Below are 23,927 nucleotides of genomic sequence, written 5' to 3'. Positions count from 1 at the left end.
TATTATTATCTGTTCATCTGCGGCAACGATATGTATGCCGATGGGGACGGCGGCATCGGCTATGTACGTGCTGAAAGACCGGGAGGTCCATATAAGGATATTCTCGGCAAGCCTCCTGCAGAACCTCCGAAAAAGCTCACGCTCAAGGGAGCTTTCGGCTTTTTTGCAATCGCCATCTACGGCTGCATCGTGCAAGTCGGCGTAGGCTTCGTACAAATTTTTGGCCTTACACGCTACACCGGCCTCGGCCCCATCCATGTGAACGCAATCAAGAACGCGCTCACCAATGTTTTTTTGCTAATAAGCACCATCACTCTCGGCATCTCAGGCAAAATAAACTGGCCTATCGCCATCATCATGGCAGCGGGCGCCTGGTTCGGCGGCTACCTCGGCAGCTTCACTCAGCGTAAGAAAGGGAACAAGTTTATCCAGCGATTCATCAGCGTCTGCAGCATCGCCATGGCCATTGCGCTCGTTGTGGATTTGATTATTAAATAACCTTTTTCCGCTTTTCGCAGCGCATGCGGGCTCGACTTTCTTCAAGTGTTTCGCCTAGGCCCGCAAGCAGTTCTACAGTCAAAGCCTCGTCACCTATAGCGAGCAACTCCTTTTGTGGACGGGGCAGTTTCTTGATACGCGCCTCCAGGCGAAGTGCTTCCTCGCGACTGTTCAGTTCAAATTTCCTTAAAACGCATTGCGGCGGGAACGCCTTGGTAAACTTGGCTCCTTTGCCAGATTTATGCTGTTTGAAACGAGCTTCGACATCGACTGCATACCCCGTATAGATACGGTCTCCCGCACAACGGAGCATGTAGACAAAGTGAGCCACCTTTCGGTCGAGACTAGTTTTCTTGATCTTCGTGATGCGCCTTCGACACGATGCTCATGTAGATGGTGCCAAGAATCGCTGCACAGAAGCTCCCGAGCAGAATGCCGAGTTTCGCAGAATCCTGACGGTCGCCTACATCGAAGGCGAGGCTTGCCACAAAGAGCGCCATCGTAAATCCGATACCCGCGAGCATGCCGCCGCCCCACAGCACCTTCCAGCTATAGCTCGGTTTTACCGACACGCCAATCTTCACCGCCAACAGGCTGAACAGGAAAATGCCGATCGGCTTGCCGAAGATTAATGCAAGCGCCACCGCACCCATCACGGGCACTTCCACGCCGCCGAGCTTGATTTCAACGCCGGCGTTACTGAGCGCAAAGAGCGGCATAATGAAGAAGTTCACCCACGGCACGAGCGGCTTGAACAGGCGTTCCTGCATCGAGATACTTTCGCGGGCGCCGCGCTTCAGCAGCGTAAACACTTCGTACTGTTCGTTGCGGTCGTTCGTTTCGCCCGAAAGCTTGCTGCCGACACTTCCTGCAAAGTTGGCCAATTTGCCCTTCGCGAGCACGGGCTTTGCCGGCACCGAGAGTCCGAGCAGCACGCCCGCAATGGTCGGGTGCACGCCGCTCTTTACGAAGAACGCCCACACGGCAATGCCGATCACGCCGTGCAGCAACATGTTGCGGACACCGATGCGGAACAGCACGTTGATCAACGCAAGCAGCGCAAATCCGGCGCCCAGCGCAAGGAAGTTGATTCCATCGCCGCTTGGGTAACCAATCGCAATCACCAAGATCGCGCCGATGTCGTCGGCAATCGCGAGTGTCAAGATCATCACGCGGAGCGCATGCGGCACCTTCTTTCCAAGAATCGCCATGCAGCCCACCACGAATGCGATATCCGTCGCTGTCGGGATTCCCCAGCCGTGCGCGGCACTGTTTGCCCCGTGCGGGCACAGAGCCAAGTAAATCAGCGCGGGGAAAAGCATACCGCCCGCCGCTGCAATAATCGGGAGGCTCGCCGCCTTCGGGTTCCTAAGTTCGCCGTAGGTCATCTCGCCCTTGACTTCAAGGCCGATATTGAAGAAGAAAATCGTCATCATCGCATCGTTGATGAACCAGTGCAGGTCCGCAGACCCCACCCAGCTACCGATCGTCATCGCGATGGGCAAGTGCCAAAAGTGATGGTAACTTTCAGGAGAAAGGTTCGCCCACAAAAGAGCCGCAATCGTCATAATAATCAGAACGATACCGCCAGTCGTTTCCACCTTCATCAGGCGTTCCACTGGCGTGATGATCTTGCGGATGGATGTTTCCGGGAACAAATCTTCAATCTTATCGCTGCTTGTTACTTTTGCAGACATAGCTACCTGTCAGTTGGTTGAGTGATTCAGCCTTACGCCTAACAAAATAATCATTTTTTGTTAAAACGACTGCCCAAAACCGTACTTTTTCGCGATTTATTCGACAAACCGCCCAACTTTATACATGAATGACCTGGGTGGGGAGGCCACCGTAACGCCCCCGACAGCCTATATAGCCTTTTTGGGGGATTTTTTGTATATTCTTGGCGTAAAAGAGACTTTAAGATGCTAGATAAAGAAGTTTTGAAGACCGTTAGCCGCATTGAACTTTCCGTTCGCGGCACGCTCGACACCGTGATGACCGGTGCCTACCATAGTTCGTTCAAGGGAAACGGCATGGAATTCAGCGAGGTCCGCGAGTACATGCCTGGCGACGATGTGCGTACTATCGACTGGAACGTGACGGCACGTACCGGCACGCCTTATGTAAAGAAATTTATCGAAGAACGCGAAATGACCATGCTTTTGATGGTCGACGCTTCCAGCAGCTCGGAATTCGGTTCAGGCAAGCAGATGAAGGGCGAAGTCATGGCTACTCTGACAGCGCTTCTCGCATTCGCGGCCATCAAGAACAACGACAAGGTCGGCCTGCTGATTTACACCGACCAGGTCGAACTCTTCATTCCGCCGGAGAAGGGACGTAAGCACGTGCTGCGGCTGATTCGTGAAATTCTTTATTTTAAGCCGCAGCACCACGGCACGAACACGCAGGTGGCGCTGGAATATGCCGGCAAGATTCTGAACCGCCGTGCCGTGGTCGTGGTGATGAGCGACTTCCTGGACGAAGGTTTCGAGAACGCCTTCAAGATTCTCCGCAAGCGCCACGACGTGCTTGCCGTCTCCGTCGTTGACCCGCGCGAAATGGAACTGCCGCCCGCAGGCCTCGTGGAACTCGAAGATCCCGAGACCGGGGAGACGCTTCTGATTGATACCGGCGATGCCGCCTTCCGCGAGGCGTTCGCCCGCGAGGCAAAGCGCCAGGGCAAGGCGACCAAGGAACTGTTCCAGCGCATGTCCATCGACTTCGTGCGCATCGAGACGCACGACGACTTCAAGGAAACGGTCGCCCCGCTCATCGAGCATTTCAGGCGTAGAGCCAAACAGAATCGCTCATAATTCAAAAAAAGAAACCGTGCAGGTCGCACTTATTCCTAGAATCCCATCGAACGCCCGACGTGAGCATGGACATGTTCGCCACCGAAGCTGGACATTCCGCCGACGGAAAAAAGACCTTCCAGATTTCCCTGACACCATCTGGCTTCAAGTAACCGAAACCAAGTTTTAGCGCAAAGCGCCGGCGACTCGCAGCATCTAGCGAACTGTCGAAGTTCGTCGCCGCGATGAATATTCCCTTGAAGTTCTCCATCCGGGTGAGGATTTCGTTCACCTTCGAGACCTCATGTCCCTGCATCGCGCCGGAACGGTCGCGTAGAAAACTATCCGCCTCGTCGAAGAACAGAATCGACCGAGTACGCTCGGTCTCGTCGAACGCCTCGGCAATTTGAGCTTCGGTCTGCCCCACGTACATGCCAAGCAGGTCACTCGCGCGGCGAACAATCAGGTTACGGCCCAGAGTCCCGTACTGTCGCTAAAGCCGTTCAGGTAGAACAATAGTTCTAGAGGCAACTCGAAATCCTCGGAGCATAGTCCAAGCTTTCGTAGCACACCGTCCCTTCCCAGAAGCCGCTTGACACGATCCTCGCTAAAACCCGTCGCCATCGAGTTTACTCAATGCGACCAGACAAACTACGCCGCCAGCAGGCGCTTGAATTCACGGTCCAGGTTCTTGGACTTCAGGACGCCACGGATCTTCGTTAGGCGGTTATAGACAGTCATCCGCGAAACCCCCAGGACCCTCGCCGTTTCGGATTCCTCGCCACGGTCACAACGTTCAAGGGTATCGAGGTGCTTCTTGAAAAAGTCTAGCAGCTGCTCATCGGTTCCAAGAGCCTTGGCGGCAATGGACACGAGATCCTTCCACCCGTCCATGCTATCACTTTCATCAGCGACAGGCTGACCCGCCAGGCCATCCTCGTCGTCAATATCGCACGGAAAGATATCCGTGACGACTTCGTGAGCGCAGCGGTTCGAATTTTCGCGTTTTTCGTCCAGAAAACGCCAGCAGATTTCATTCTTGACGAAAGTCTCGAGAGAGGCCATCTTTGATTCGTCGTACTTCATGACGGCGGCCGCGAAGATCTCGTAGACCATGCAGGACAGTTCCGCGCGGAATCCATCGGTGCTAAGCTCCCTCATGCTGAAATCCGGCTGAATCTTTTCGAACATGAAGAACGCATGCTTCATGAGTCTGGCTTCGTAGATAGGCCACAGGTTTGCGATGGCTGCATAACGGGCTTCCCCGCTATAGGAGGTATCCTCGTGGGCGATGGTAACGAGGGCGGTGACTTCCTGACTATTCATAAATACTCCTTTTGTCGATAGACGACAGTGAAAGTCCCTTTGAAGTAATCAAAGGGCAAATATTCCCAAATAAAACGGCTAGAATTAGCGCGTTATTTGATAGGCTCCATTAATAAGTTGCCTTTATTTAATTGAGGATAGCGGGAAGAATGAGTATACAAAACAAACCTCCATACGTCATTTTCAAAAAACCGAAAATGAGATAACAAATATAGTAAAGCCTCAACGAATTTTGAAGCTTCAATATTTATAAATTTTTCTTTTTGTTTTTGAAGTGAAGGAGGTAGAAATTTGATAGAACTCATACCCACTTATCGATTTTTCTTTTCCATTTGTCAAAAGGAAAAGTCGATTCTAATCGAGCACCACAAATATAGTACAAGTTCGCTCCGGAAAAATTATAATTCTTTTTCTTAGAGGTACCCCAAAATTAGGGGTTAGTAGTCCTGTACCCAAGCAGTTTCATACTATAAAGGGCCGTTCCCTTGCTAATGCTCCGGACATCCGTCGCATAACCGAAGATCTTTTGCAGCGGGACCTCGGCCTTCAGCATATGCGTCCTGCCATCTCCACCAATTTCCTTGACCTTTCCGCCACGAGACTGGATGTCACCGGTGACAAGCCCCGCAAAATTCACGGGACATTCGAGCGAAAGTTCCATTACCGGCTCAAAAAGTTCAATGTCGCCAGGCCTGATGAGCTTCGTAACGGCATCGGCACACGCCTTCTTGATCATGGGCGGGAGAGCGCCCTCGGTCCAGGTAAATTCGTGCACCTCGAAACGGACCCCAACCAGGGCCCCCTTCCCCAAGACGCCAATTTCGGTCGACTCCAGAAGCGCCGAGCGCACACCCGCCAAAATTTCGCGGGGAGCAGTCTCCAAGAACTCTGCCGACAGACGGATATCGTGCGCATCCCCCTCGAGCGGCACCGCCGAAAGTCTGATGGAAATCTTGTGGGGACCAAGCTGGAAGGAATTCTCGACAGGACCGACCTCGCGACAAAGGCGTTCCTGCCAGCGCACCTCGGGACTCCCTGCCCGCACCTCGCAACCGAACTCACGCTTCAGCCGGGACAAAAGCACATCCAGCTGCACCTCGCCCACCGTATGCAGGTACCAGAAACCGCCATCGTCCTTCTGCACGCGAAAACTCGGATCCATACGGGCGAGCATGCCAAGGCTCTTTTCTACATGCAGGTAATCTTCGGAACCAAGACATTCCACGCGAGTCTGCAACAGGGGCTGGTATCTTTCGCGAATCGATGGTTGTCCTTCAACTTTTTCGTCTTTCGCCTCTCGCCTTTCGTCTATATATATAGTCTGTCCAAGCTCGGTCTCGAAGGGACTCCGCATCGCGTAAATGTCACCCGTGCGAATCTCATCCACCGGCAAAAGCAGATTCGCCTTGAGCCTCGAAAATTCAAAACCGGCCGGCCACGCCTTGCGTTCCATGTCCGTATGGCTACGAAAAAGCGATATTTCGCCCACGCCCTTAAAGTGCCGCAAACGGATGACCTGACCAAGTTCATTCGCTCCAAATTCGGGAACTTCCGGCAAGAAAAACGATAATGCCGTCACTAGGCTACGCACACCGAATCCTTCCATCGCAGAGCCTGCATAACAGAGCGCATAATCGTCGCTCTTGGCCAGCTCCTTGAGCCCACGCAAAAGAACCTTGGGAGGAACCGATTTCCCTTCGAGCGCAAGTTTCAGAACCTCGTCATCGAAGTTACTCGCGAACTCGACCGCCTCAGCATAATGTTTCTTCATCTTTTGGGTTGATTCGCTTACCTCGCCATCCTGCGGCCAACTCTCGTCAACCACCTCTTCACCCGAATCGGAATGCACAAGTCGGCTCCTACTCAGCACGTCGATTACGGCATCCATCCTGCCATTGCTGAATTCAGGAAGCGTCATGAGTACCGGACGCACGCCCAGCACCTCCTCGATATTGATCAAGGTCTCGTCTAGCGAATAATCGGGATTATCCAACTTGTTGATAAACAGGAGTGTCCGGACTCCCGCCTCGCGCAACTTGCGGAACGCGGCGACGGTCTGAGTTTCGACTCCGCTCGCGGCACTCACCACGAGAACGGCGCCTTCGACCGCCGTCAGTGCGGTATCAACCTCGGCGCCAAAATCCACATGCCCCGGGGTGTCGATAAAATTGAACCAGGTGTTTTTCCACTCGAAATGCGCGACTCCGCTCTCGATCGTAATGCCCCTGTCCTTCTCTTCGGGCAGGTAGTCCATCGTCGCGAGGCCTTCCTCCACCTTACCGGGGCGTCTCACCTCCCCCGCCGTAAAAAGAATTCGCTCGGAAAGAGTCGTCTTTCCGGCATCCACATGGGCGAGGATGGCGATATTGCGAATGACCTGCGACATCTGCACCTACTTTTTCAGCAGGGTTTCAAGAGTTTCTACACGCGCGGCCAATTCAGCACATATCTTTTCCAGACGGTCCAGCCGCGTATCATGTTCTCGGTCCTTTTCGGATTGACGATGCAGTTCGGAATCCTGCTGCATATTGATTGAATCGACCGAATTCAGACGAAAGTCGTGTTCCGCATCCTTGGCCGCATAGGCCTTCAGCTTGAAATCCTGTTCACGACCCTTGCTGTAAAGTGCATCGATACGGACATCGTGTTCGAAATCCTTTTCCTTCTGCATATCCAGACGTGCATCATGTTCTGCGTCCTTACGCTGGAGCTCACGGATACGTTCTTCGTCAAGACTCATACTGACCTCAGGAAAAAGGGAACCTATCCGTAATTTAGCAAAATGCCCCACCGCAGGAAAGGCTGGCTACTTGGCGTTACGCACGCAGCGCACCGAAAAACCGAAAATTTTCGCCCTAGAGGTGTAGCCAAAAGCCATAGACTTGTTCGTCAAATACCACACACGGGCAGAGCCCGGATCAATACCTTCGAGCGAATCATCAGAACTCCAGAAAAAAGCGAATTTCGAAAGGTTGCCATAGGTCTCGTCATCAAAACGATTGCCCGCCGGCATCGCCGAGAACTTGAGCGTATCGTTCCCGTTTGTCTCGCCCTTCCAGCCATAGGTCGTCTTAATCAGGTAACCCGCATTGAAATCGGCACCCGCCGCCGTCCACAAACTCTCAAAATCCGCCTGATCCGGTAAGCGGAAACCCGCGGGGCATGCCTTCTTGGCGGCATCCCATGTGTAAAGACGGCCATAGGCCATGCAGTTGTTTTCATCATCATCCAGACAGTAGGCCCCTTCGGTCTTAAAATTCAGATTGTCACCGAACCATTCTCGACCTTCAATTTTTACCAGGCGATACTTCTGCTTGTCGCGCGAGTCCCTGAACTCGGACGCTTTCACCGTTTTGGCGGACTTCGCCACCTTCGCCGGTTTCGCAAAGGAGAGGTTTGAAAAAACAAGAATTAGAATGATAGGAATCGTCAGGAATTTCATCATGGTCCCAATTTAAAAATCTTCCAAAGTCAATTCGTTCGCCACGGCATCCTGCTTGCGTTCAGCCGTCGCGTCAAGCGCCTCGGCATGTCCGCGGAGTGCCGCAAACGGGTGGAAAATCTTTGCGCGGTCTTCCACATTCATGCGCGGATGCTTCATCATAAAATTCCAGTCGTTTCGCGGATACGGCAAGTCTATTATGTCTTTATAATCATCAATCATCAATCATCCATTATCAATCGTCAATCATCAATTAGGCACGATGTCCTCCGATTTGTCCGTTGCGTTCAATGGTGGTGGCACCTTCTTGCAAATCCATTCCCTTCACAATCGCATTCTTGCCGAAGCGTTTCTTAATCAGGAGTTCCGCCTTCAGGCGCTTCTTTTCTTTTTCCTGTTTCTGCACGTCGGTAAACAGGTCGTACTGTTCGTGACTTGCATCCACGATATCGGCGGCCACCAGGTTCAGGCGACGCACCGTCAGTTTCGGGTCCACGATGCGGTCAAAAAGTTTCATGACCGCATCGGCCATCACCGACTGCGAGCTGGTATAATAGCCGATGCTTGCCGTGCCATGAGCTGGCTTTGGAATCGTGCGTCCGTAAAAATCCGTCACGGTCACGCCGTGGTAAATTCCCTTGTCCACGTTTTCGCGGTCATAACCCACCGTGAGCACCATCGCGTTTGTCACCAGATCGTGCGCAATCAAAGTCATCGAAACCGTATCGACCATTTCTCGCACCACGAGACGCGCCTTGTCAAACGGGTACGGGTCCTGCAGCACCTGGCCTTCGCCCGTACTCCTGTTCCGCGGCTTTGACTTCTTGATATCGGCTATGGTGCAGGGTTCGTAACCCCAGGCGTGGTCAATCAGAATCTCCGCATTCACACCGAACAACTTATACAACGCTTCAGGATTCTTCACACTCACGCGGGCAATATCGCCCATCGTGTAAATGCCGCGCCCCGCATTCAGCCCGCAATTTTCCAGGCGCTCCGCAATGCCGCGCCCCACCTGCCAAAAACTCGTGAGCGGCCTGTGCGACCAAAGCTGCCTGCGGTAACTCATCTCGTCCAGTTCCGCGATGCGCACGCCGTCGGCATCCGCTTCCACATGTTTCGCCATTATGTCCATCGCAATCTTGCAAAGGTACAAGTTCGTCCCGATTCCGCCCGTGGCCGTAATTCCCGTGGTCGCAAAGACATCTTGAATAATCGTCTTCACCAATTCCCGTGCAGTCTTCTTGTACAACTTCAGGTATTTCGTCAAGTCCAGAAAGCATTCGTCGATGGAATACGCATGAATGTCTTCGGCACTCACGTACTTCAGGTAGACATTGTACACCTTCGTGGAATACTCCACGTACTTCGCCATCTGCGGCTTCGCGATGGTAAATTCGATCTTTTCACCCGTACGACGCAGCACCTCGCGCACCTTCTGGTTCACCTCGAAAAGCCGCGCACGGCCCGGAATCCCGTAAGCCTTGAGCGCAGGCGTCACCGCCAAACAAATCGTCTTTTCGGTGCGGCTCTCGTCGGCCACCACAAGCTTCGCCTTCAGCGGGTCAAGCCCCCGGAGGATACATTCCACCGAGGCAAAGAACGACTTGAGGTCAATGGCCGCGTAAGTGCGAGAAGGCATAATGGGAAATATACAAAAGGCGGGAATTGTTCACCGCCTCAAGCTCGTAATACTCGCGCTTGTCGGGGTCAGAAATAGCAATAAGCATCTTATATTGAAACCAGTTCAATTGGGAACGCAGCGCGTTCCCAATTGGCTTCCAGTACATCTGGACACGACAGAAATCAACGCTCCTGACCGCATTTTTATTTCTTTATTCGCTTGGATTTTTTCACGAGTTCCTTGGCCTCGTTGATTTCACCGACCACATCGGCATTATCGAAAAGCGGGCCGTAAAGTTCATCAAGGACACTGGCGCGCACCTCCCCGAAATGGGCGCCATGCTTGACAAATCGTTCTTGAGCGGCGAAGCCTGGAGGCTATACAAAAAAAGCCTCCGCGACCGTGCTCTAGCGTTTATTCTTCTTCGCCCCCGAGGGGTCTGTAACAGCGAATGTAGTGGCATTTTTCGGCGCCATCACAGTACGGCTCTCCCTCTTTTTTGGGATAGCCTATGGAAAAATAGACATGTATGTCCCTATAAGTATAGCCGTCATTGGAATAAGACGTATAACCAAGCATCCAGTAAGTAGGTGCATCATACCAATCCTCCGGTAGTACGGTAAGTCCCGAAGCATTCGTATAGTGCATCACAGTGTCTTCTTGGCTATACCAAGCCTTCGAGACCCTCGCAGATTCATAGTTGACCGAATCGGCCAGCTTTCTGATAACGGTCTCGTTTGGCAAGCTAAAGCCTTTGGGGCAAGCTTTCGTCATGTCGTCAATGCTATACAGGTATCCGCCCGTCTTGCAATACCTCAACTGATGACGAAAACAGTTCGCCCCAGTATCGAACACGGTATCGCCCGGAATCTTGTAGCGGAGATTTTCGGCCATCCATTCCATATTGCCGATAACGACCGTCCTGTAGGTATTCCCGTCGCGGGAATCCTTCAGCGTTCCATATTCGACATCCGGATTGAACATTTCTTCGAGAGGATAGTCGTACGCCACCATCCTCCTCCAGCGGGGAGGCTCGCAAATGAATTCGCGTTCATAGTTTATTTCCAAAGAGTCATCCTGCATACGCCTTTCTCCTTCGCGTTCCGCAGTGCACTCGCCCCACAGCTTGATCGTAAAATAGACACTGCTGGAAGATTTCGTACCGCCGGAGGATTCGGCGCTGCTGGAAGATTCAGCCTTGTCCGAGCTGGAAGACTTTTCTGAGCTGGAAGACTCTTCACTGCCCGAAGAATCCTTGCCGGAATCCCCCTTAGACGAACTGGAACTGCTTTGGGCAGAAGATTTCGTTTCGACTGCGATTTCCTCGATCCATTTCGAGCCATTGCACTCGTATTTCATGTTCTCGTCCTGGACATAATACGTCGTGCCGCGCAAGGATTCCTTGCACTTGGGCAAATCCTTTGCAGATTTAACATCATCGTGCGCGTATTCGGGCGATATCGTGTTCACTTCTTCGTCACAGGCTGCAAGCATCGGCAAGAGGAACAGTGGGAATAATTTCAAAAGTATTTTCATGCTCATTCTTCTCCTGTACCTTCCTTGATGCAACGGACGGAATACCCCAACTCATCAAAACTATTTTCCCCATATCGAGAAAAATAAAGACTAGGCGATGGTTCGTCAATATAAATGTACGGGACAGGAACATAGTCGTAACAGCTAAACCCCTGCATTTCACATAATACGGTTCGCGTCAAAAAAGACGCACGATTGCCGCCAGAAAAAACAGAGCCTCCTTCTCCGCGATAAGGATATCTAGAATACTCCCCTGCCGCCCTTATATTCATTCCGAAGTTATAGTCGGAATGTTTCAAGCTGTCCGGCAGAGATTCCCAATAAGCCGTATCGATGAGGCTTGCCCATATAGGCTCGTCCCCATTATGGGTAGCGACATAATACAACAGATTGTACCAATCCCCTATCGTAGGGACAAGCCATCCTTCGGGGCAAATATCCTTAGAGTATCCTTCAGGAATCCCGACGGGATAATGGCATTCGTCCTTGATATACTTATTATCGGAATAGGGATGACACAGTTCCGCATTTTCCTTGAATCGCAGATTTTCCGCCATCCACCATTGGGTACCTATCTTTACAACCTTGTACTTGTCGCCATAGCGTTTGTCTACAATGGAATCAAAGGCGATTTCGGGAGCATCCTCCGGAACGTTTTCTATGCAGCGGATGAACGCTCGCTTTTCGTCATCCCCAGAATCATATTGTTCGTACCATCCTCCTATCGTAAGCGTCATATCGAACGTTATACCCTTTGCGTCTCGGAAATTCGAAGGACCACTCAGATCAACCCAGAAAACAGGCCACGCGTAAGGATATGCAACCGTAGTATCCTGGAAGTTTTCGCCCAAAATGCTGAACCCCAAAGCATTATTGCCCCTGTATTCCGATCGAGAGTCTTTATAATGCCACGATGCATCCCAAAGCGACTGGTAATCCCTAAGCCACACCGTAGAATCTCCCCCAGTCTCTATTTCCTTGACATACGCAAACAAACTGTTCCAATCATCGGTGTTCGGCACACTCCAGCCTTCGGGACAAACACTTCCCTTGAAGGGGAAAGGATGACTGTCAAACACATCCTCAACATCCAAGTACCATGAAACACCCTTCGCAGAATACGGATACATCGGGCCGTACTTATCACAGAACTTTGCAGAATCCATATAGCAGCTGACGGAATCCCGAAGGTTTTCCGGGACATAGCGCAGGTTCTCCGCCATCCAGCGTCTGCCGTTGATGACGACCGTCTTGTACTTGATTCCGTCACGCTCGTCTTTCAGAATGCCGCCGTCGATATAACATTTGTCACAGGACCTGCCGTGACTAGAACCTTTTGATGAACTGGAAGCTGACGAACTAGAAGTTGAAGAAGAGCTGTCCTTGCCTTGCTTCTTTGACGAACTGGATGTTTTCTTGGACGACTCCTTCGTCGCATCTTCCCACAAGCCGTCTTCACAACGAAATTTCATAGAGAGGTCTTCTACAAAGACCTCGTCACCTTCGTAATTGTCATCGCAATCGGGAAGATCCGCTATTCCGGCAACTGATTCCGGAAGGTTTTCTTTTTCGAACGAAACGTCACTTCCGCAACCAACGACAAATAAAAATGAGAACAAGGCGAGAAACCAGACCACATTTCCTCCTATGCAATTCGACCCAAATGTAATTTATTTGTATCGCCGTCGCGGCTCCCGCTTGATACCCTTACCAGTCGTTGCGCTCGTTGAGCGCAAGACCTTGCGGGTATCAAAAGCCAGCCTTACCAGTCGTTGCGCTTTACAAGCGCAAGACCTTGCGGGTATCAAAAGCCTGCCTTACCAGTCGTTGCGCTTCGCGCAAGACTCGGCGGCTCGGCCATAGAAAAATGCAAGCATTTTTCTGCGGCGCTCGCCTTACCAGTCTTTGGCAGGTCTTGCCTGACCGCGGATAGGTTTCCAGGGCTTGCGTTCGCCGTTCTGCTCGTCGAAATCCTTCAGGAGTTGCGCCGCTTCTTCGGGAGTCATCTCGCCCATCGGCACAGGCTGTTCCTGGGGTTCCTCACCACCCTGGCTATCGCTGGAATTTTCCTGCGGCTGCTCAGGTTGCGGTTCAGGCTGCGCCCCGCCTTCGCTGTCGGAGCTTCCCGCATCCGAACTGCTGGACTGTCCGCCACCATTCTGGTTCTGGTCATCGGAAGCACTCGAAGAACTCTCGGAACCGCTGGAATTGCCATCGCCATTCTGATCCTGGTTCTGCTGGTCCTTATTTTGATCCTGCTGATCCTTATCCTGGTTTTGATCTTGATTCTGGTCCTGGTTGTTATCCTGATTCTTGTCGTTCTTCTTGTTCTCGTTCTTCTGCTCGTCCTTGGCCTCGTGAATACGGTCCAGGAGCATTTGCAGCTTTTGGTCGTTCGGGTAGTATTGCAAGCCTTCGTTGCAGGTAATTTCGGCAGAGGGCAGGCGGTTTTCGATGTACTGGAAGGCGGCATCGCTGTAGTAGGCACTCGCCGACTTCGGGGCGGCAAAGGCCGCCACCGACAATAGCAAAACAGCAAGGAACATCATACCGCAAAAATGGATTGCTTCGCTCCGCTCGCAATGACAATTCTGGAGTCTAAAATCTGAATTCTGAATTTTCATCAGATCACCTCCAGGTCGTTGTCGGTGTTGCTCGCGTCAATCTTCGCCTTGGGCTTCCTGCCCGCCTTGATTTCGATAACGTCGTCGATGCGCTGCACGTGTCCACTCAGCTGACCCGCAGTCTCGTCCTCGGCAATAAGGTTCTCGAGCATCTCCTTGCCTTCGGCATACTTGCCATCCTTGCAAAGCTGGAGTGCTCGCGCCAGGACTTCCTTCGCCTTCTCGGAAAGCGGCGGCTGTTTCTGGTCGTTATCCTGATTCTGGTCCTGGTTCTGTTTCTGCTTGTCGAGTTCTTCTTTCAGCTTGCGCTGCACAATTTCTACGTTCTTCTTCGCGTTTTCAAAGTTGTTGTCGAGGTCAATCGCCTTTTTCAGGTAGGCAACCGATTCGCGCCATGCAGCTATGCGTTCGCTTCCTTCGGCCGCCTTTTCACCAATACGGAAATGCGTATTAGCCAAATTATAGGCCGCCTTTGCCGCCATTTTCTTGTCGGGCATGCGCACGGCGCTTTCGAGTTCCTTCTTGGCTTCTTCGTAATTGCCGAGCCTGTACTGGCACGTTCCAATATTGTAGAACAATAGCGGATTCGCGGGTTCGGCCTCGCGGGCCTTCATATACTTTTCGAGCGCTCCGGCATAGTCGCCGTTCTTGAACAGTTTATTGCCGTCGTTAATGGGGCGCGCCCACAGGCCTACCGACAGCAGGCATACACAAATCAATAAAAAACGCATTCTCATTCTTCCATAGTGCTTCGCCCTAACAGGCTCGCAACGATGTAGAAAACCCTTCTACATAGCAAGAATATACAAAATCACGGTGCTCAAGACAAATCCGAGAACCATGACATATCCAAGGACCTTCCACTTGACAGAAGCACCCTCCACCTGGATACCAAGTCCCACGAAGGGAATAAAGCCCAGCAAAGCCGGAGCAATGTACCTGAAATCGTTGCTGCACGAGTACGGATGCTTGATACGTAGGAACATCAGGGCCGCAAAGAACGCCACCGTCTGCAACAAAAGAATCCAGCGTATCGCGTTCATTTTCGATTTCCAAAATCCCCGCACCGCATACACGAGCAAACCAAGGAATGTCACGCTCATCAAGGTGGCAAGAGTCCGTCCCGTCTGCGTCCGCACCAGTTCGAATTCACCAAACATCGCCGACTTAAAGGAATAGTTCCAGAAGAATTCGCGTCCCCATTCCTCGTTCCACGCACTTGTATAGGGGTGAATCACAAAAGACTTCAAATCAAAGAAAATATAGTTGAAGGCCTCGTTACCGACAATCAGTTTCGAATTGAGACCGCTCGCATTGCCCACCAGATCGGAACCGCCCAACATTTTCTGCAGCACGATTCCGACAAGCAGCAATACGAGCATGATCCACGACACCATTTCAGATTTCGACGGTCTCAGTGAACGCCCGTTCCGCACATAGCCAAATAGAGCAAACAACAGAAGTACCCCTAGCGTCACCACGGCAGTCGTCTTGGTCCACATCGCAAGAGCCGAAGCAATCACTGCGACAATCAGATACTTACCGCGACCGTCCTTCAAATAGCACGCACCACCCCAAAGGCAAAGTACATGCAGCATGTAGAACATCTGATCGTTGCCGATACGCGGCGACACCAAAATCATAAGCGGCCATAATGTCCACAGGAGCGATGCAACACCGAATGCGCTACCGGTCAGGAAGGTTCTCAAGAAAAGAATTCCCAAAAAGAGCGTGACTACCGAGAGGACCAGGCTGTACATCTGCAGGCCTGTCGTACAAGAAACGCCAAGCCACTCACCCAAAACAAATGAGGGCACAGCCGATACATAGTATACGGGCGGATGATAACAGGTCCAGCAATCGTCCACACCGGGAACAGCATGCTTTTCGGCAACATACTGTACATAAGCAACATGTCCATCGACATCGTTTGAATAAGTAGTGTATGGCACATTCGCATAGAAAGTCGTCCTAAAAACGACTCCAAACAAAATCAAGAGCGCAATTCCCCAGCCAAACTTAAACCGGCGAGCAATTACCAGACAAAGCAAGGCAAACAGACCGATTGCGAGAACATTGACAACTTTCGAAGCCGCCGAAACTTGGTAAACGAAAAGATTCAGGCCGGCGTTTCCACCATTGTTCCTAAGAGAAAACGAATAGTGCGTCTTGCCGCCTACCCGATAGTTCGAGAGCAAAGAATCCGACAATAGGAATCCTTTTGAAAAATCGCAACGGCCAGGAAGGTTTCGGACATTTACCTGTTGCCCATTCACGACAATATCTTCGGCGCAGTCATCCGGGACAACCTTCAAGTCATACGACACGCCATACGGATTTTCAATATCCAGGTCCACCTGAAAATACTCACCTTCGCGCATTTTCTTGGTTACTGGAATCGAGGTCTTTTCAATATTCCCTTTTTCTATCAAGACAACATTTTTGACAGTAACTCGCATGGAGACATTCACGACAACGCATGCGGCAAGAAGCGCGACTATATAGAATTCCGGCAGTCTAAAAATTTTCAGGAATTTCTTCATCGGAATCATCAGCCTAGGCCTTTTTTCCTTCGTGGTATTCTTCTTCGCTATTCACATTCCAGAGCGCGGTCTTGTCCGTAGAATTTTCACGAATGCACCTGACAACTTCCATGGCAGCGAGCATGCTGTGGTCCATGTTGTTGTACTTGTGCATGCCGTTACGACCCATCAGGAAAAGGTTCTCGATCGGATCCACATATTCACGAATTTTGTTAAAATCCCCATAAGTGCCGAAATAAGCGGGATAAGCTTTCTTGATATGGAACACCACGGAATCGCGCACAGCATCTGGACGAGCCACATCAATCTTGTCAAGTTCCGCAATCGCGAACTTGATAAAGTCCGCATCCGGCATGCGCCACATTTCGTCGCCCTCGGTCGCAAAGTATTCAAGGCCTATCCAGACCTTGCTCGGGTCTGCCACCAGGTAGGGGCTCCAGTTGTTGAAAATCTGGATGCGGCCAAGCTTCACATCGGATTCCTGCACATAAATCCAGTTATCAGCCACGAACTTGAGCTTGCTTTCGGGAGTGCCAGGCTTTGCCGGATTCTTAATGAGCAACTTGTCCAGGAGTAGACCCACTGTAATGAAGTCGCGATACACGAGACCGTCAGACACTCGCCTGACTTCAGCGGGAACCGGCATTCTTTCATTATCCATGGCAACGACAAGTTCCTTGACTGGCATGGTACTAAGAAAATAATCGCAGGGTACGGTTTCGCGCAGCACAACGCCGTCGGAACCCATGCTTTCTACAACAACGCTTTTTACAAGCTTGCCATCATCGGAACGATTTACGCCCACGACCTTCGAATTCATGCGGATTTCGCCGCCCATTTCCTGCACCTTCTCGGCAACGGTTTCCCAGAGCTGGCCCGGTCCGAATTTCGGATAAAGAAACTGCCCGATGAGGCTTGTCTCGGTATCCTTCTGGCGAATGTCCGCACCATTCGCGGCACCAGCTTCAGTCTTCTTCTTGCCGGCAAAAATCTGCTTGAGCGCGTGCACCACGGTCTTGGTGATCGAGAGGCCCTTGATGCGCTGGCCGCCCCAGTCGGGGCTGATCTTGCTGCACGGCACGCCCCACACCTTCTCGGTGTAATCGCGGAAGAATGTGCGGTAGAGTTCCACGCCAAAGCGGTTGATCATGAAGTCTTCGAGACTTTTTTCTTTGCGGGCGGGCAGCAGCTGCACCTTGAGATAGCTCATGCCAATCTTGAACATGCGCCAAAGTCCGAGATTACGGATGGTGTCGCCGTTCAACGAAACTGGATAGTCAAAGAGCTTGCGTAAGAAAAGGATGCGCGAAAGGCGACTGCGGCAGAGCATCACATAATCCGTCTTTTCGGGATCGGGACCACCCTGATTCAAGGGAACTGAGCGACCAATGGCAATGTCGTCCTTGCTAGCGGCACCCTGCAGCGGGAGTATTCCCTGCCACCAGTCCATCACCGTATCGCTCTTGCTGAAAAAGCGGTGACCACCGATATCCATGCGGTTGCCGTTGTAACGCGCCGTGCGCGAAATGCCGCCGATAACATCTTCGGCCTCGAAAATCACGGGTTTCACATCCGTCGTACGCAAAAGTTCCAAAGCTGCAGTAAGGCCAGCCGGGCCAGCACCTGCAATCACGGCAATCTTCTTCTCTTCCATAATCACTCCGCTTTCTTTTTCCGGAACAGCATCAGTTTACGCGCTCCAAAATTCCACATCAATATCAGAACAGCGGCAACTATCTTGGACGCCAACTCGTTCATGCCAAGCTGTCCGACCATTATAAACATCAGAAGCTGATTTATTCCGACACCAGCGAATCCCACAGACGCAAACAGCGCAAACTCGGTCATTTTCCTTTTTTCGAGCGTACGTTCGCAGGCCGTAAACACCCAGACAATGCTCAAGGCATAATTCAGCACGAGGCCCGCCACAAGACCGGTCAGGTTTGCCACTAAATAATGCCACCCGAAAGAATAAAGGCAAAGCGCAAACAGCCCAAAATCCACGACAAAGGCAAGACCTCCTGTAACTAGGTACCGCAGGAACTGCCCCATCAGGGACTTGCGCGGGAACTTATCATGCAGCATCTTTATTTTATCGGTAAGCATGTCTCCTTAAATGTAATAAAAATACCCATTCCTAGGTGCTATAAAACGCCTTAACAAGCTGAATCATGTATTCATGATCTTTTTTAGCCGTCATTTCGCGAATGCTATGCATACTGAACATCGGTTCGCCTATATCGACCGTCGGAATCCCGAGGCTTGCCGATATGGTCGGTCCCACAGTCGATCCGCAGGGCATATCGTTTCGCATTACAAAGGACTGGAACGGGATGTTACTTTGTTTGCAAAGCAGCTTGAATCGGGCATTCGAATATACATCGCTCGCATAGCGCTTTTGCGAATTCATTTTTAATACAATGCCGCCACCGAGAATCGGTGCGTGACGCTGTTCATGCTTCTGAACGAAATTCGGATGAACCGCATGCGCCATGTCGATAGAAAGGGCAAAGCTAGACGAGAGAACGCCCGCAAGCTCGCTACAGACGAGAGACGAAAGATGAACTGCATTGTCTTCGGCCCGCATCGACATATTAACGATCTCGTCAAGTACGCTCTTCAAGAAATTTCCGGCAGCGCCTTCGCGAGTCTCGGAACCGACCTCCTCGTTGTTGAAGAACGCAGCCACCTGGAAATCCTTTTCAAGGGCAGGGGCTGTGGCAAAAGCCTCGGCAATCGCATGACAACTACTAAGATTATCGAGACGTCCCGAAAAAATCCATTCGTCATCAAAGCCGCCAAGCTGAGCAGGCTGCGCATCGAACAGCTGGACATCAAAATCAAGGATATTTGCTCCATCCGGCAATTCCCGTCGAAGAGTCTCCTCAAATTTCTGCCCCATTCCGGCGCCCCACAACACATCCAGGTCTGTTTGGGGGTTGATCTTCAGGCCGTCCTGATTCACTCCACGATTCAGATGAACCGCCAACTGCGGGATGCGGAACAGTTTTTCGCCGCGGAAGACCTTCGTTTCCACGGAGCCGCCCTTTTCGTAAGCAAGCAATCCCCCGTACCCTAGGTCTCGATCAAGCCAGCTCGTGAAAAGCGGGCTACCATAAATTTCCGGATGGAGCGTCCGGATTCCCGCTGCCATACCATCCGGGTTCGGCGAAATTTTCAAGGTCGGGAAATCCGTATGCGCAAGGGCAATACGGAACCTCGATTCCTTCGAAACTTTCTGCGGAGTCCTAACCGCAATCAGGGCTCCTCCGCGTTCAAATATCTGCAAGCCGTCCTGACGGGACAGACTCAAGATCGTCCTGAGTTCCCTGACGGTATGATAGGGAGTCACCGAATTATTCAAAAATTCAAAGAAATTCATACAAAAAAAGATAGTTATTGGTAAATATTTATATATTATCTGCCATGGCAGTAAAACCATTAAAAAGAATCAACTGGATGGAAGTGTCCGGTTTGCTGGTCGGTATCTTCTTTACCGTATCAGTCATGGTTTTTTGCCTCGTCCTTTATACGAAGCTATTCTCTACCGGAATGATCGGCGTAGAAGAATACCGCCTTCACAGCAACTTTGAGAAGGCTTTCGGCCTGCGCCCAGGCACCCGCGTCCAGATTAGCGGCGTCGACGTCGGACAGATCGGTGAAATGGAAATCGAAGGTGACGGCGTCAAGATGGAATTCATCATCCGCAAGCAATACCAGGAATGGATTACCGATAGCGCCCAAGTGTTCGCCATGCGTGACCAGAACATGATTTCGGCCCGTATCATCAATATCGACGTACGCCGCGGAAAAGGACGCGTCTTGCAGGACGGCGACTTTCTCCCCCCCGGACAGGCACAAGATATCGAGACTGTCCTAGAAACCGCAAACGAACTCCTTGGACGTGTTAACGAGCTAATTGACGCGGCCGACACCCTCATCGGCATGGCCATGGACACTGGAACCACCATCGGAGCCCTATTCGGATCAAGAACCCTTTACGACAACCTGAACAGACAGCTCTCCCGACTGGACGAAATCACATTTATCGGCAAGAAGGTCCTATTCCAGACTTCGGGCCTGCTTGACACCATGCAATACCAGATGCCTGTGCTACTCGGCAAAGTGGACATCATCGCAGACGACGTTACGGGATTCATGAACGAATTTAAGCCCATGCCGCAAAGGGTCGATGCTCTCTTCGGCAATGTCGAAAACCTAATGGGCAAGATGGACAATACTTTCGGCAAGGTTGACGGGCTACTGCATGAAGTAGGAACAGTGACCAGCGGTCTCTCGGACTTCATGGAAGCAACCGAACAGACCCTGCAAAACGCAGACGACCTCATGGCAGGCATTTCGAACATGTGGATCATACGCAGGTCCATGCCTAGCAAGGATTCCGTACCGTTCATGGTGGAGACGCTATGGTAGTCCGCAAGCTGAAAGTAGCCCTAGCAGCCGCACTCGCAGCAGGCTCCCTCGCCACGGCATCCGATTCGGGCGTGCTCTCCTACCGCGCGCAAAGGTCCTTCGACAACGGCAAGTTTGCCAAGGGATACGGCCAACTGGAACGAGCTCTGCTCGCAAGCCGCAAGGAATCCGACCTGCTTTCCGAAGGCCGCGTGCTGATTGCCATGGCACAGATCCGCACCATGAGCCTCGACTTTGCGCTCGCCGACTCGCTCCTCTCGATTGTCCGAGAAAACGAACTTGACAACAATACGAAGGCGCAGTTCGCCAAGACAAAGATTACTCTCCTGAACGCACAAGAAAAATATGGCGAAGCGGTAAAGCTATGCGACGGAACCGACAAGAACATTCTCAAGAATGCCGATGAAAACGTGCAGGCAGCCTTTTACGGGGAATGCGCAATCGCCCAGGCTGCCAATCGTGAAATGGACCTCGCAAACGAGTCGCTAAAGATGGCAGGCAAGCGCTCTGACAAGAAGGGCGGATTCTACGCGTTCACCGCAGCACGCATTGCCGACCTTACCGGGAACGGCGAAGCCGATTCCCTGTACCGAGTCGCAGAAGCAAAGGCAATCAAGGCAAACAAGCCCTACAACACGGCCACGATTCTCTATTATCGCTCACTTCTGAAATCAACCCCCAAGAAGGAAGCCAGCGACCTGAAACTCCGTTGCAAAAACGCCTTCGAGCTGATGGGCCTTCCGAACAATTCGAAACGCTGCGCTAAATAACTCAATCAAGTAGCAATACCGTAAAAAAGAAAGGGTCTCAAGGGACCCTTTTCAAATTTTTCAATATTTCCTAGTTGGCCAAACTGTCAGCCGTAGCCACGAGTGTCGTAGAGTCCGCTTCCGGAGCCTCAACCTTCTTCAGGGCCAGCAGATGATTGAAAGCTATCTGCGGATGAATCTTTCCTTCGGCAAGCAGGTCAATCGTATTCTTCACCTCGTTGAACTTGGTAGAATCAGCACCTTCCTTAACGCCAAGGCCCCTGTAGCCAAGAACTCGGAACGCCTTGTTGTAGAAGCTGCTCCTGAACTTTTTGAATCTAGGCTGCAGCACGTCGTTCACGACCATCTCCAAAGCCGTTTCCGTCTGTTCCGCATCCAGTTCAAACGAGCGGTACAACAGACGGATATGTTCCGGAATCGTACTGTCGGGACTGTCGAAATACGGGCGCATCACATCGGCTGCGGCCCTCTTGTCGGAACTGGGGCCATTCGCCAAACGCAAGGCAAGAGCCAGAGCGAGTCGCCAGCGCTCTGGATTCAGTCTCACCCCGCGGCGGAGCACGACCAGGTCGGAGGTGTCCTTGGCATCCACAGGCACTACACCGCTCACAAAGTAGTACGGCGTATAAAAGAGAGAATCCAGTTCCGTCGAAAGATTCGCCACATGCCCGAGATATGCGTATTCCTTTCCACTTAGGTAGCTTTCGCCAAGTTCCGTAAGTCCCTTGATCCAGAAAAGTCCGGCAACCGATGCGTCATGCCCTGCTGCAACAAACTTCACGGACGAAGCCTTAGGCAAAAAGGACTCGTCGAAGTTCGTTCCGGGAAGAGGCTTTGCGAAGTGGAAAGCCGCCGCGATAACCGCAATCGAAAATATGAGGCAAACTAAATAACGCACGTCTTTCGTCTCTCTTCTAGAGCTTGCGAGCATTCTCTCGTCTATAACTGACAGGCCTCGGCAAGTTTCTCGAGGGCGTCGATACAATCGTTCGCAAAGTTTTCGGGCTTGCCGCTACGCTGGTAGGCAAAGTTAAGTCCGCTAGAGCTGTTGAGCACATGGAACTTACGCTTTCCACCGCCATTGGCGATAGCCGTAAGCACGGTCTTCGCGTCACCGCCCTGGCCGCCCGGAACACCAGGAATAGACACACCCGGTATCAGGAACGGAATTTCATGCTTGTGAGCAACTGTGTAGGCCGTAATTTTTTCAAGTTCTTCGGGATGGGTCGCACCGACGACGGCACCGAGATAACCGAGATTAGCGTCCCATTCCATGATCTTGTCGGCCACGGAATAGAAGGCTTCGGCAACATCGCGCGGGTCGTCGCTACGGGACACCGGCAAATCCTGGAAGTCGTGGGCGCCCTTGTTGCTCGTGCGGAGCAACACGTAAGCACCGTTTTCGGAATTTTCACGAATGAACGGACCTACGGAATCGGCACCCATCCACGGGGAAACCGTCACGGCGTCGGCCTTGTACACATCGTAAGCAGCCGTCGCGTATGCGGCGCTCGACTTACCGATGTCGCCACGCTTTGCATCCAAAATAACGGGAATACCGGCGCTCTTGTAATCGGCGATCAACTGCTGTAACACGAGCATCGCCTGCACACTCACGCATTCGTAGTAGGCGCTGTTCGGCTTGACTACGGCGGGCGTCACGTTACGCTTTAAACAGCATTCCAGAATTTCGGAATAGAAACGCTTGATCTTGTCTTCGGCACTCCCTTCGGAGCAGCACGGGTCAATCAGCTTCATGACCGGATCCATGCCGAGGCAAATCGGGTTACCACACTTGGCGATACGTTCTTCTAAGCGAGCCTGGAAGTTCATTACTTAAGTTCCTCTTGAATCTGGGCGGCTTCGTAGCTCAAAATGCCGTGAGCGACTGCGACGTTCAAGGATTCGAGTTCGCTGCTCATCGGGATCTTCACCGTTTCGTCGGCGAGTTCAATGAAGTACGGGTTGGTGCCAGCACCTTCGTTACCTACGAGGAACGCCATCTTGCGAAGCTTGTTCGTAGGAATCTGGCGCAGGGACTGCTTGGCATGCAAATCGGTTGCGATAATGGTGTAACCCTTGCTGCGCAAGAAGTTGATCTGGTCCACGAGATCGACATCAAATTCAAAAGGCACGCGGAGGAAGGTGCCCGAGGAACCACGCACCACCTTCGGGTTGAACGGGCTCACGGTACCGCGGCCAAGAATCATACCATCGGAACCAAAGCCGAGGCTCGTGCGGAAAATCGTTCCGAGGTTACCCGGATCCTGCACGGCATCCACGAGCGTAATCACGCTGCGGCTAGATTCATAAACCGGCTTCTTGCTTGCGATGCGGG

Annotated in this window: 25 protein-coding genes; 4 read left to right on the top strand and 21 right to left on the bottom strand. The window is 51.9% G+C overall.

Going from position 1 to position 23,927, the window contains the following annotated elements:
- A partial coding sequence (locus Q0628_RS12550) for a TSUP family transporter (RefSeq protein ID WP_298771474.1) occupies positions 1-498 on the top strand: 498 nt, incomplete at its 5' end.
- Here the strand turns inward: Q0628_RS12550 and Q0628_RS12545 are convergent.
- Together Q0628_RS12545 and nhaA are read right to left on the bottom strand one after the other, a co-directional pair.
- The gene (locus tag Q0628_RS12545) at positions 491-811 is read right to left on the bottom strand and encodes a GIY-YIG nuclease family protein (protein ID WP_298771472.1); all 321 of its coding nucleotides are present in this window, start codon (positions 809-811) and stop codon (positions 491-493) included. The genes Q0628_RS12550 and Q0628_RS12545 overlap by 8 nt on opposite strands.
- A 31-nt stretch (positions 812-842) precedes the next feature.
- Entirely contained in the window at positions 843-2,195 is a 1,353-nt protein-coding gene (gene nhaA / locus Q0628_RS12540) for a Na+/H+ antiporter NhaA (RefSeq protein ID WP_298771470.1), read from the bottom strand.
- A gap of 225 nt (positions 2,196-2,420) precedes the next feature.
- Here nhaA and Q0628_RS12535 point away from each other — a divergent pair, with 225 nt between their 5' ends.
- Positions 2,421-3,311, top strand: coding sequence for a DUF58 domain-containing protein (locus Q0628_RS12535; protein WP_298771468.1), 891 nt, complete (start codon positions 2,421-2,423; stop codon positions 3,309-3,311).
- A gap of 1 nt (position 3,312) precedes the next feature.
- Here Q0628_RS12535 and Q0628_RS12530 read toward each other — a convergent pair whose 3' ends face one another.
- From Q0628_RS12530 to Q0628_RS12455, 16 genes are all read right to left on the bottom strand, one after another.
- The gene (locus tag Q0628_RS12530) at positions 3,313-3,723 is read right to left on the bottom strand and encodes an ATP-binding protein (RefSeq protein ID WP_298771466.1); all 411 of its coding nucleotides are present in this window, start codon (positions 3,721-3,723) and stop codon (positions 3,313-3,315) included.
- Between the two features lie 29 nt (positions 3,724-3,752).
- Positions 3,753-3,914, bottom strand: coding sequence for a hypothetical protein (locus tag Q0628_RS12525; protein ID WP_298771464.1), 162 nt, complete (start codon positions 3,912-3,914; stop codon positions 3,753-3,755).
- 27 nt (positions 3,915-3,941) lie between these two features.
- Positions 3,942-4,616 (bottom strand): hypothetical protein, encoded by a 675-nt coding sequence (locus Q0628_RS12520; protein WP_298771462.1) that lies wholly within the window; start codon positions 4,614-4,616, stop codon positions 3,942-3,944.
- Positions 4,617-5,046: 430 nt separating this feature from the next.
- Entirely contained in the window at positions 5,047-7,002 is a 1,956-nt protein-coding gene (locus Q0628_RS12515) for a GTP-binding protein (RefSeq protein WP_298771460.1), read from the bottom strand.
- 6 nt (positions 7,003-7,008) lie between these two features.
- On the bottom strand, positions 7,009-7,356 hold the full coding sequence (locus Q0628_RS12510) for a hypothetical protein (RefSeq protein ID WP_298771458.1): 348 nt from the start codon (positions 7,354-7,356) through the stop codon (positions 7,009-7,011).
- A 66-nt stretch (positions 7,357-7,422) separates the two neighbouring features.
- Positions 7,423-8,061: a fibrobacter succinogenes major paralogous domain-containing protein gene (locus Q0628_RS12505; RefSeq protein WP_298771456.1), complete on the bottom strand. Its 639-nt coding sequence runs from the start codon at positions 8,059-8,061 to the stop codon at positions 7,423-7,425.
- A gap of 9 nt (positions 8,062-8,070) precedes the next feature.
- A complete protein-coding gene (locus Q0628_RS12500; RefSeq protein ID WP_298771454.1) occupies positions 8,071-8,280 on the bottom strand; it encodes a hypothetical protein in 210 nt (69 codons plus the stop codon).
- 31 nt (positions 8,281-8,311) lie between these two features.
- On the bottom strand, positions 8,312-9,700 hold the full coding sequence (locus tag Q0628_RS12495; protein ID WP_298771453.1) for a DNA methylase: 1,389 nt from the start codon (positions 9,698-9,700) through the stop codon (positions 8,312-8,314).
- 396 nt (positions 9,701-10,096) lie between these two features.
- Entirely contained in the window at positions 10,097-11,218 is a 1,122-nt protein-coding gene (locus tag Q0628_RS12490; RefSeq protein ID WP_298771452.1) for an FISUMP domain-containing protein, read from the bottom strand.
- Between the two features lie 2 nt (positions 11,219-11,220).
- Positions 11,221-12,855 carry an FISUMP domain-containing protein gene (locus Q0628_RS12485; protein WP_298771450.1) on the bottom strand — a complete coding sequence of 545 codons (1,635 nt, stop codon included), beginning with the start codon at positions 12,853-12,855 and terminating at the stop codon, positions 11,221-11,223.
- Between the two features lie 258 nt (positions 12,856-13,113).
- The gene (locus Q0628_RS12480) at positions 13,114-13,842 is read right to left on the bottom strand and encodes a hypothetical protein (RefSeq protein ID WP_298771448.1); all 729 of its coding nucleotides are present in this window, start codon (positions 13,840-13,842) and stop codon (positions 13,114-13,116) included.
- Positions 13,842-14,573 carry a tetratricopeptide repeat protein gene (locus Q0628_RS12475; RefSeq protein WP_298771446.1) on the bottom strand — a complete coding sequence of 244 codons (732 nt, stop codon included), beginning with the start codon at positions 14,571-14,573 and terminating at the stop codon, positions 13,842-13,844. Before Q0628_RS12475 ends, Q0628_RS12480 begins: the two co-directional genes overlap by 1 nt.
- Before the next feature lie 57 nt (positions 14,574-14,630).
- Entirely contained in the window at positions 14,631-16,394 is a 1,764-nt protein-coding gene (locus Q0628_RS12470) for a glycosyltransferase family 39 protein (protein ID WP_298771444.1), read from the bottom strand.
- Positions 16,395-16,398: 4 nt separating this feature from the next.
- Positions 16,399-18,039, bottom strand: a complete 1,641-nt coding sequence (locus tag Q0628_RS12465; RefSeq protein ID WP_298771442.1) for an NAD(P)/FAD-dependent oxidoreductase — start codon at positions 18,037-18,039, stop codon at positions 16,399-16,401.
- A gap of 2 nt (positions 18,040-18,041) precedes the next feature.
- Entirely contained in the window at positions 18,042-18,491 is a 450-nt protein-coding gene (locus Q0628_RS12460; protein WP_298771441.1) for a GtrA family protein, read from the bottom strand.
- 31 nt (positions 18,492-18,522) lie between these two features.
- Positions 18,523-19,767, bottom strand: a complete 1,245-nt coding sequence (locus Q0628_RS12455) for a M18 family aminopeptidase (RefSeq protein ID WP_298771439.1) — start codon at positions 19,765-19,767, stop codon at positions 18,523-18,525.
- Positions 19,768-19,811: 44 nt separating this feature from the next.
- Here Q0628_RS12455 and Q0628_RS12450 point away from each other — a divergent pair, with 44 nt between their 5' ends.
- Positions 19,812-20,819: an MlaD family protein gene (locus Q0628_RS12450; protein WP_298771437.1), complete on the top strand. Its 1,008-nt coding sequence runs from the start codon at positions 19,812-19,814 to the stop codon at positions 20,817-20,819.
- Positions 20,813-21,589, top strand: a complete 777-nt coding sequence (locus Q0628_RS12445) for a hypothetical protein (RefSeq protein WP_298771436.1) — start codon at positions 20,813-20,815, stop codon at positions 21,587-21,589. The genes Q0628_RS12450 and Q0628_RS12445 overlap by 7 nt, the downstream gene beginning before the upstream one ends.
- 70 nt (positions 21,590-21,659) lie before the next feature.
- Here Q0628_RS12445 and Q0628_RS12440 read toward each other — a convergent pair whose 3' ends face one another.
- The 3 genes from Q0628_RS12440 to Q0628_RS12430 all read right to left on the bottom strand — a co-directional run.
- Positions 21,660-22,487 carry a hypothetical protein gene (locus Q0628_RS12440; protein ID WP_298771434.1) on the bottom strand — a complete coding sequence of 276 codons (828 nt, stop codon included), beginning with the start codon at positions 22,485-22,487 and terminating at the stop codon, positions 21,660-21,662.
- Positions 22,488-22,528: 41 nt separating this feature from the next.
- On the bottom strand, positions 22,529-23,422 hold the full coding sequence (pyrF, locus tag Q0628_RS12435; RefSeq protein WP_298771432.1) for an orotidine-5'-phosphate decarboxylase: 894 nt from the start codon (positions 23,420-23,422) through the stop codon (positions 22,529-22,531).
- Positions 23,422-23,927 (bottom strand): RNA methyltransferase (locus Q0628_RS12430; protein ID WP_298771430.1); only part of this gene is annotated, 506 nt, incomplete at its 5' end. The genes pyrF and Q0628_RS12430, both read right to left, overlap by 1 nt.

The organism is uncultured Fibrobacter sp. (assembly GCF_937877005.1).
In the GTDB taxonomy this organism is placed as follows: domain Bacteria; phylum Fibrobacterota; class Fibrobacteria; order Fibrobacterales; family Fibrobacteraceae; genus Fibrobacter.
Note: the sequence above shows the minus strand (reverse complement) of the source record. Positions and strands in the feature narration are given on the sequence as shown.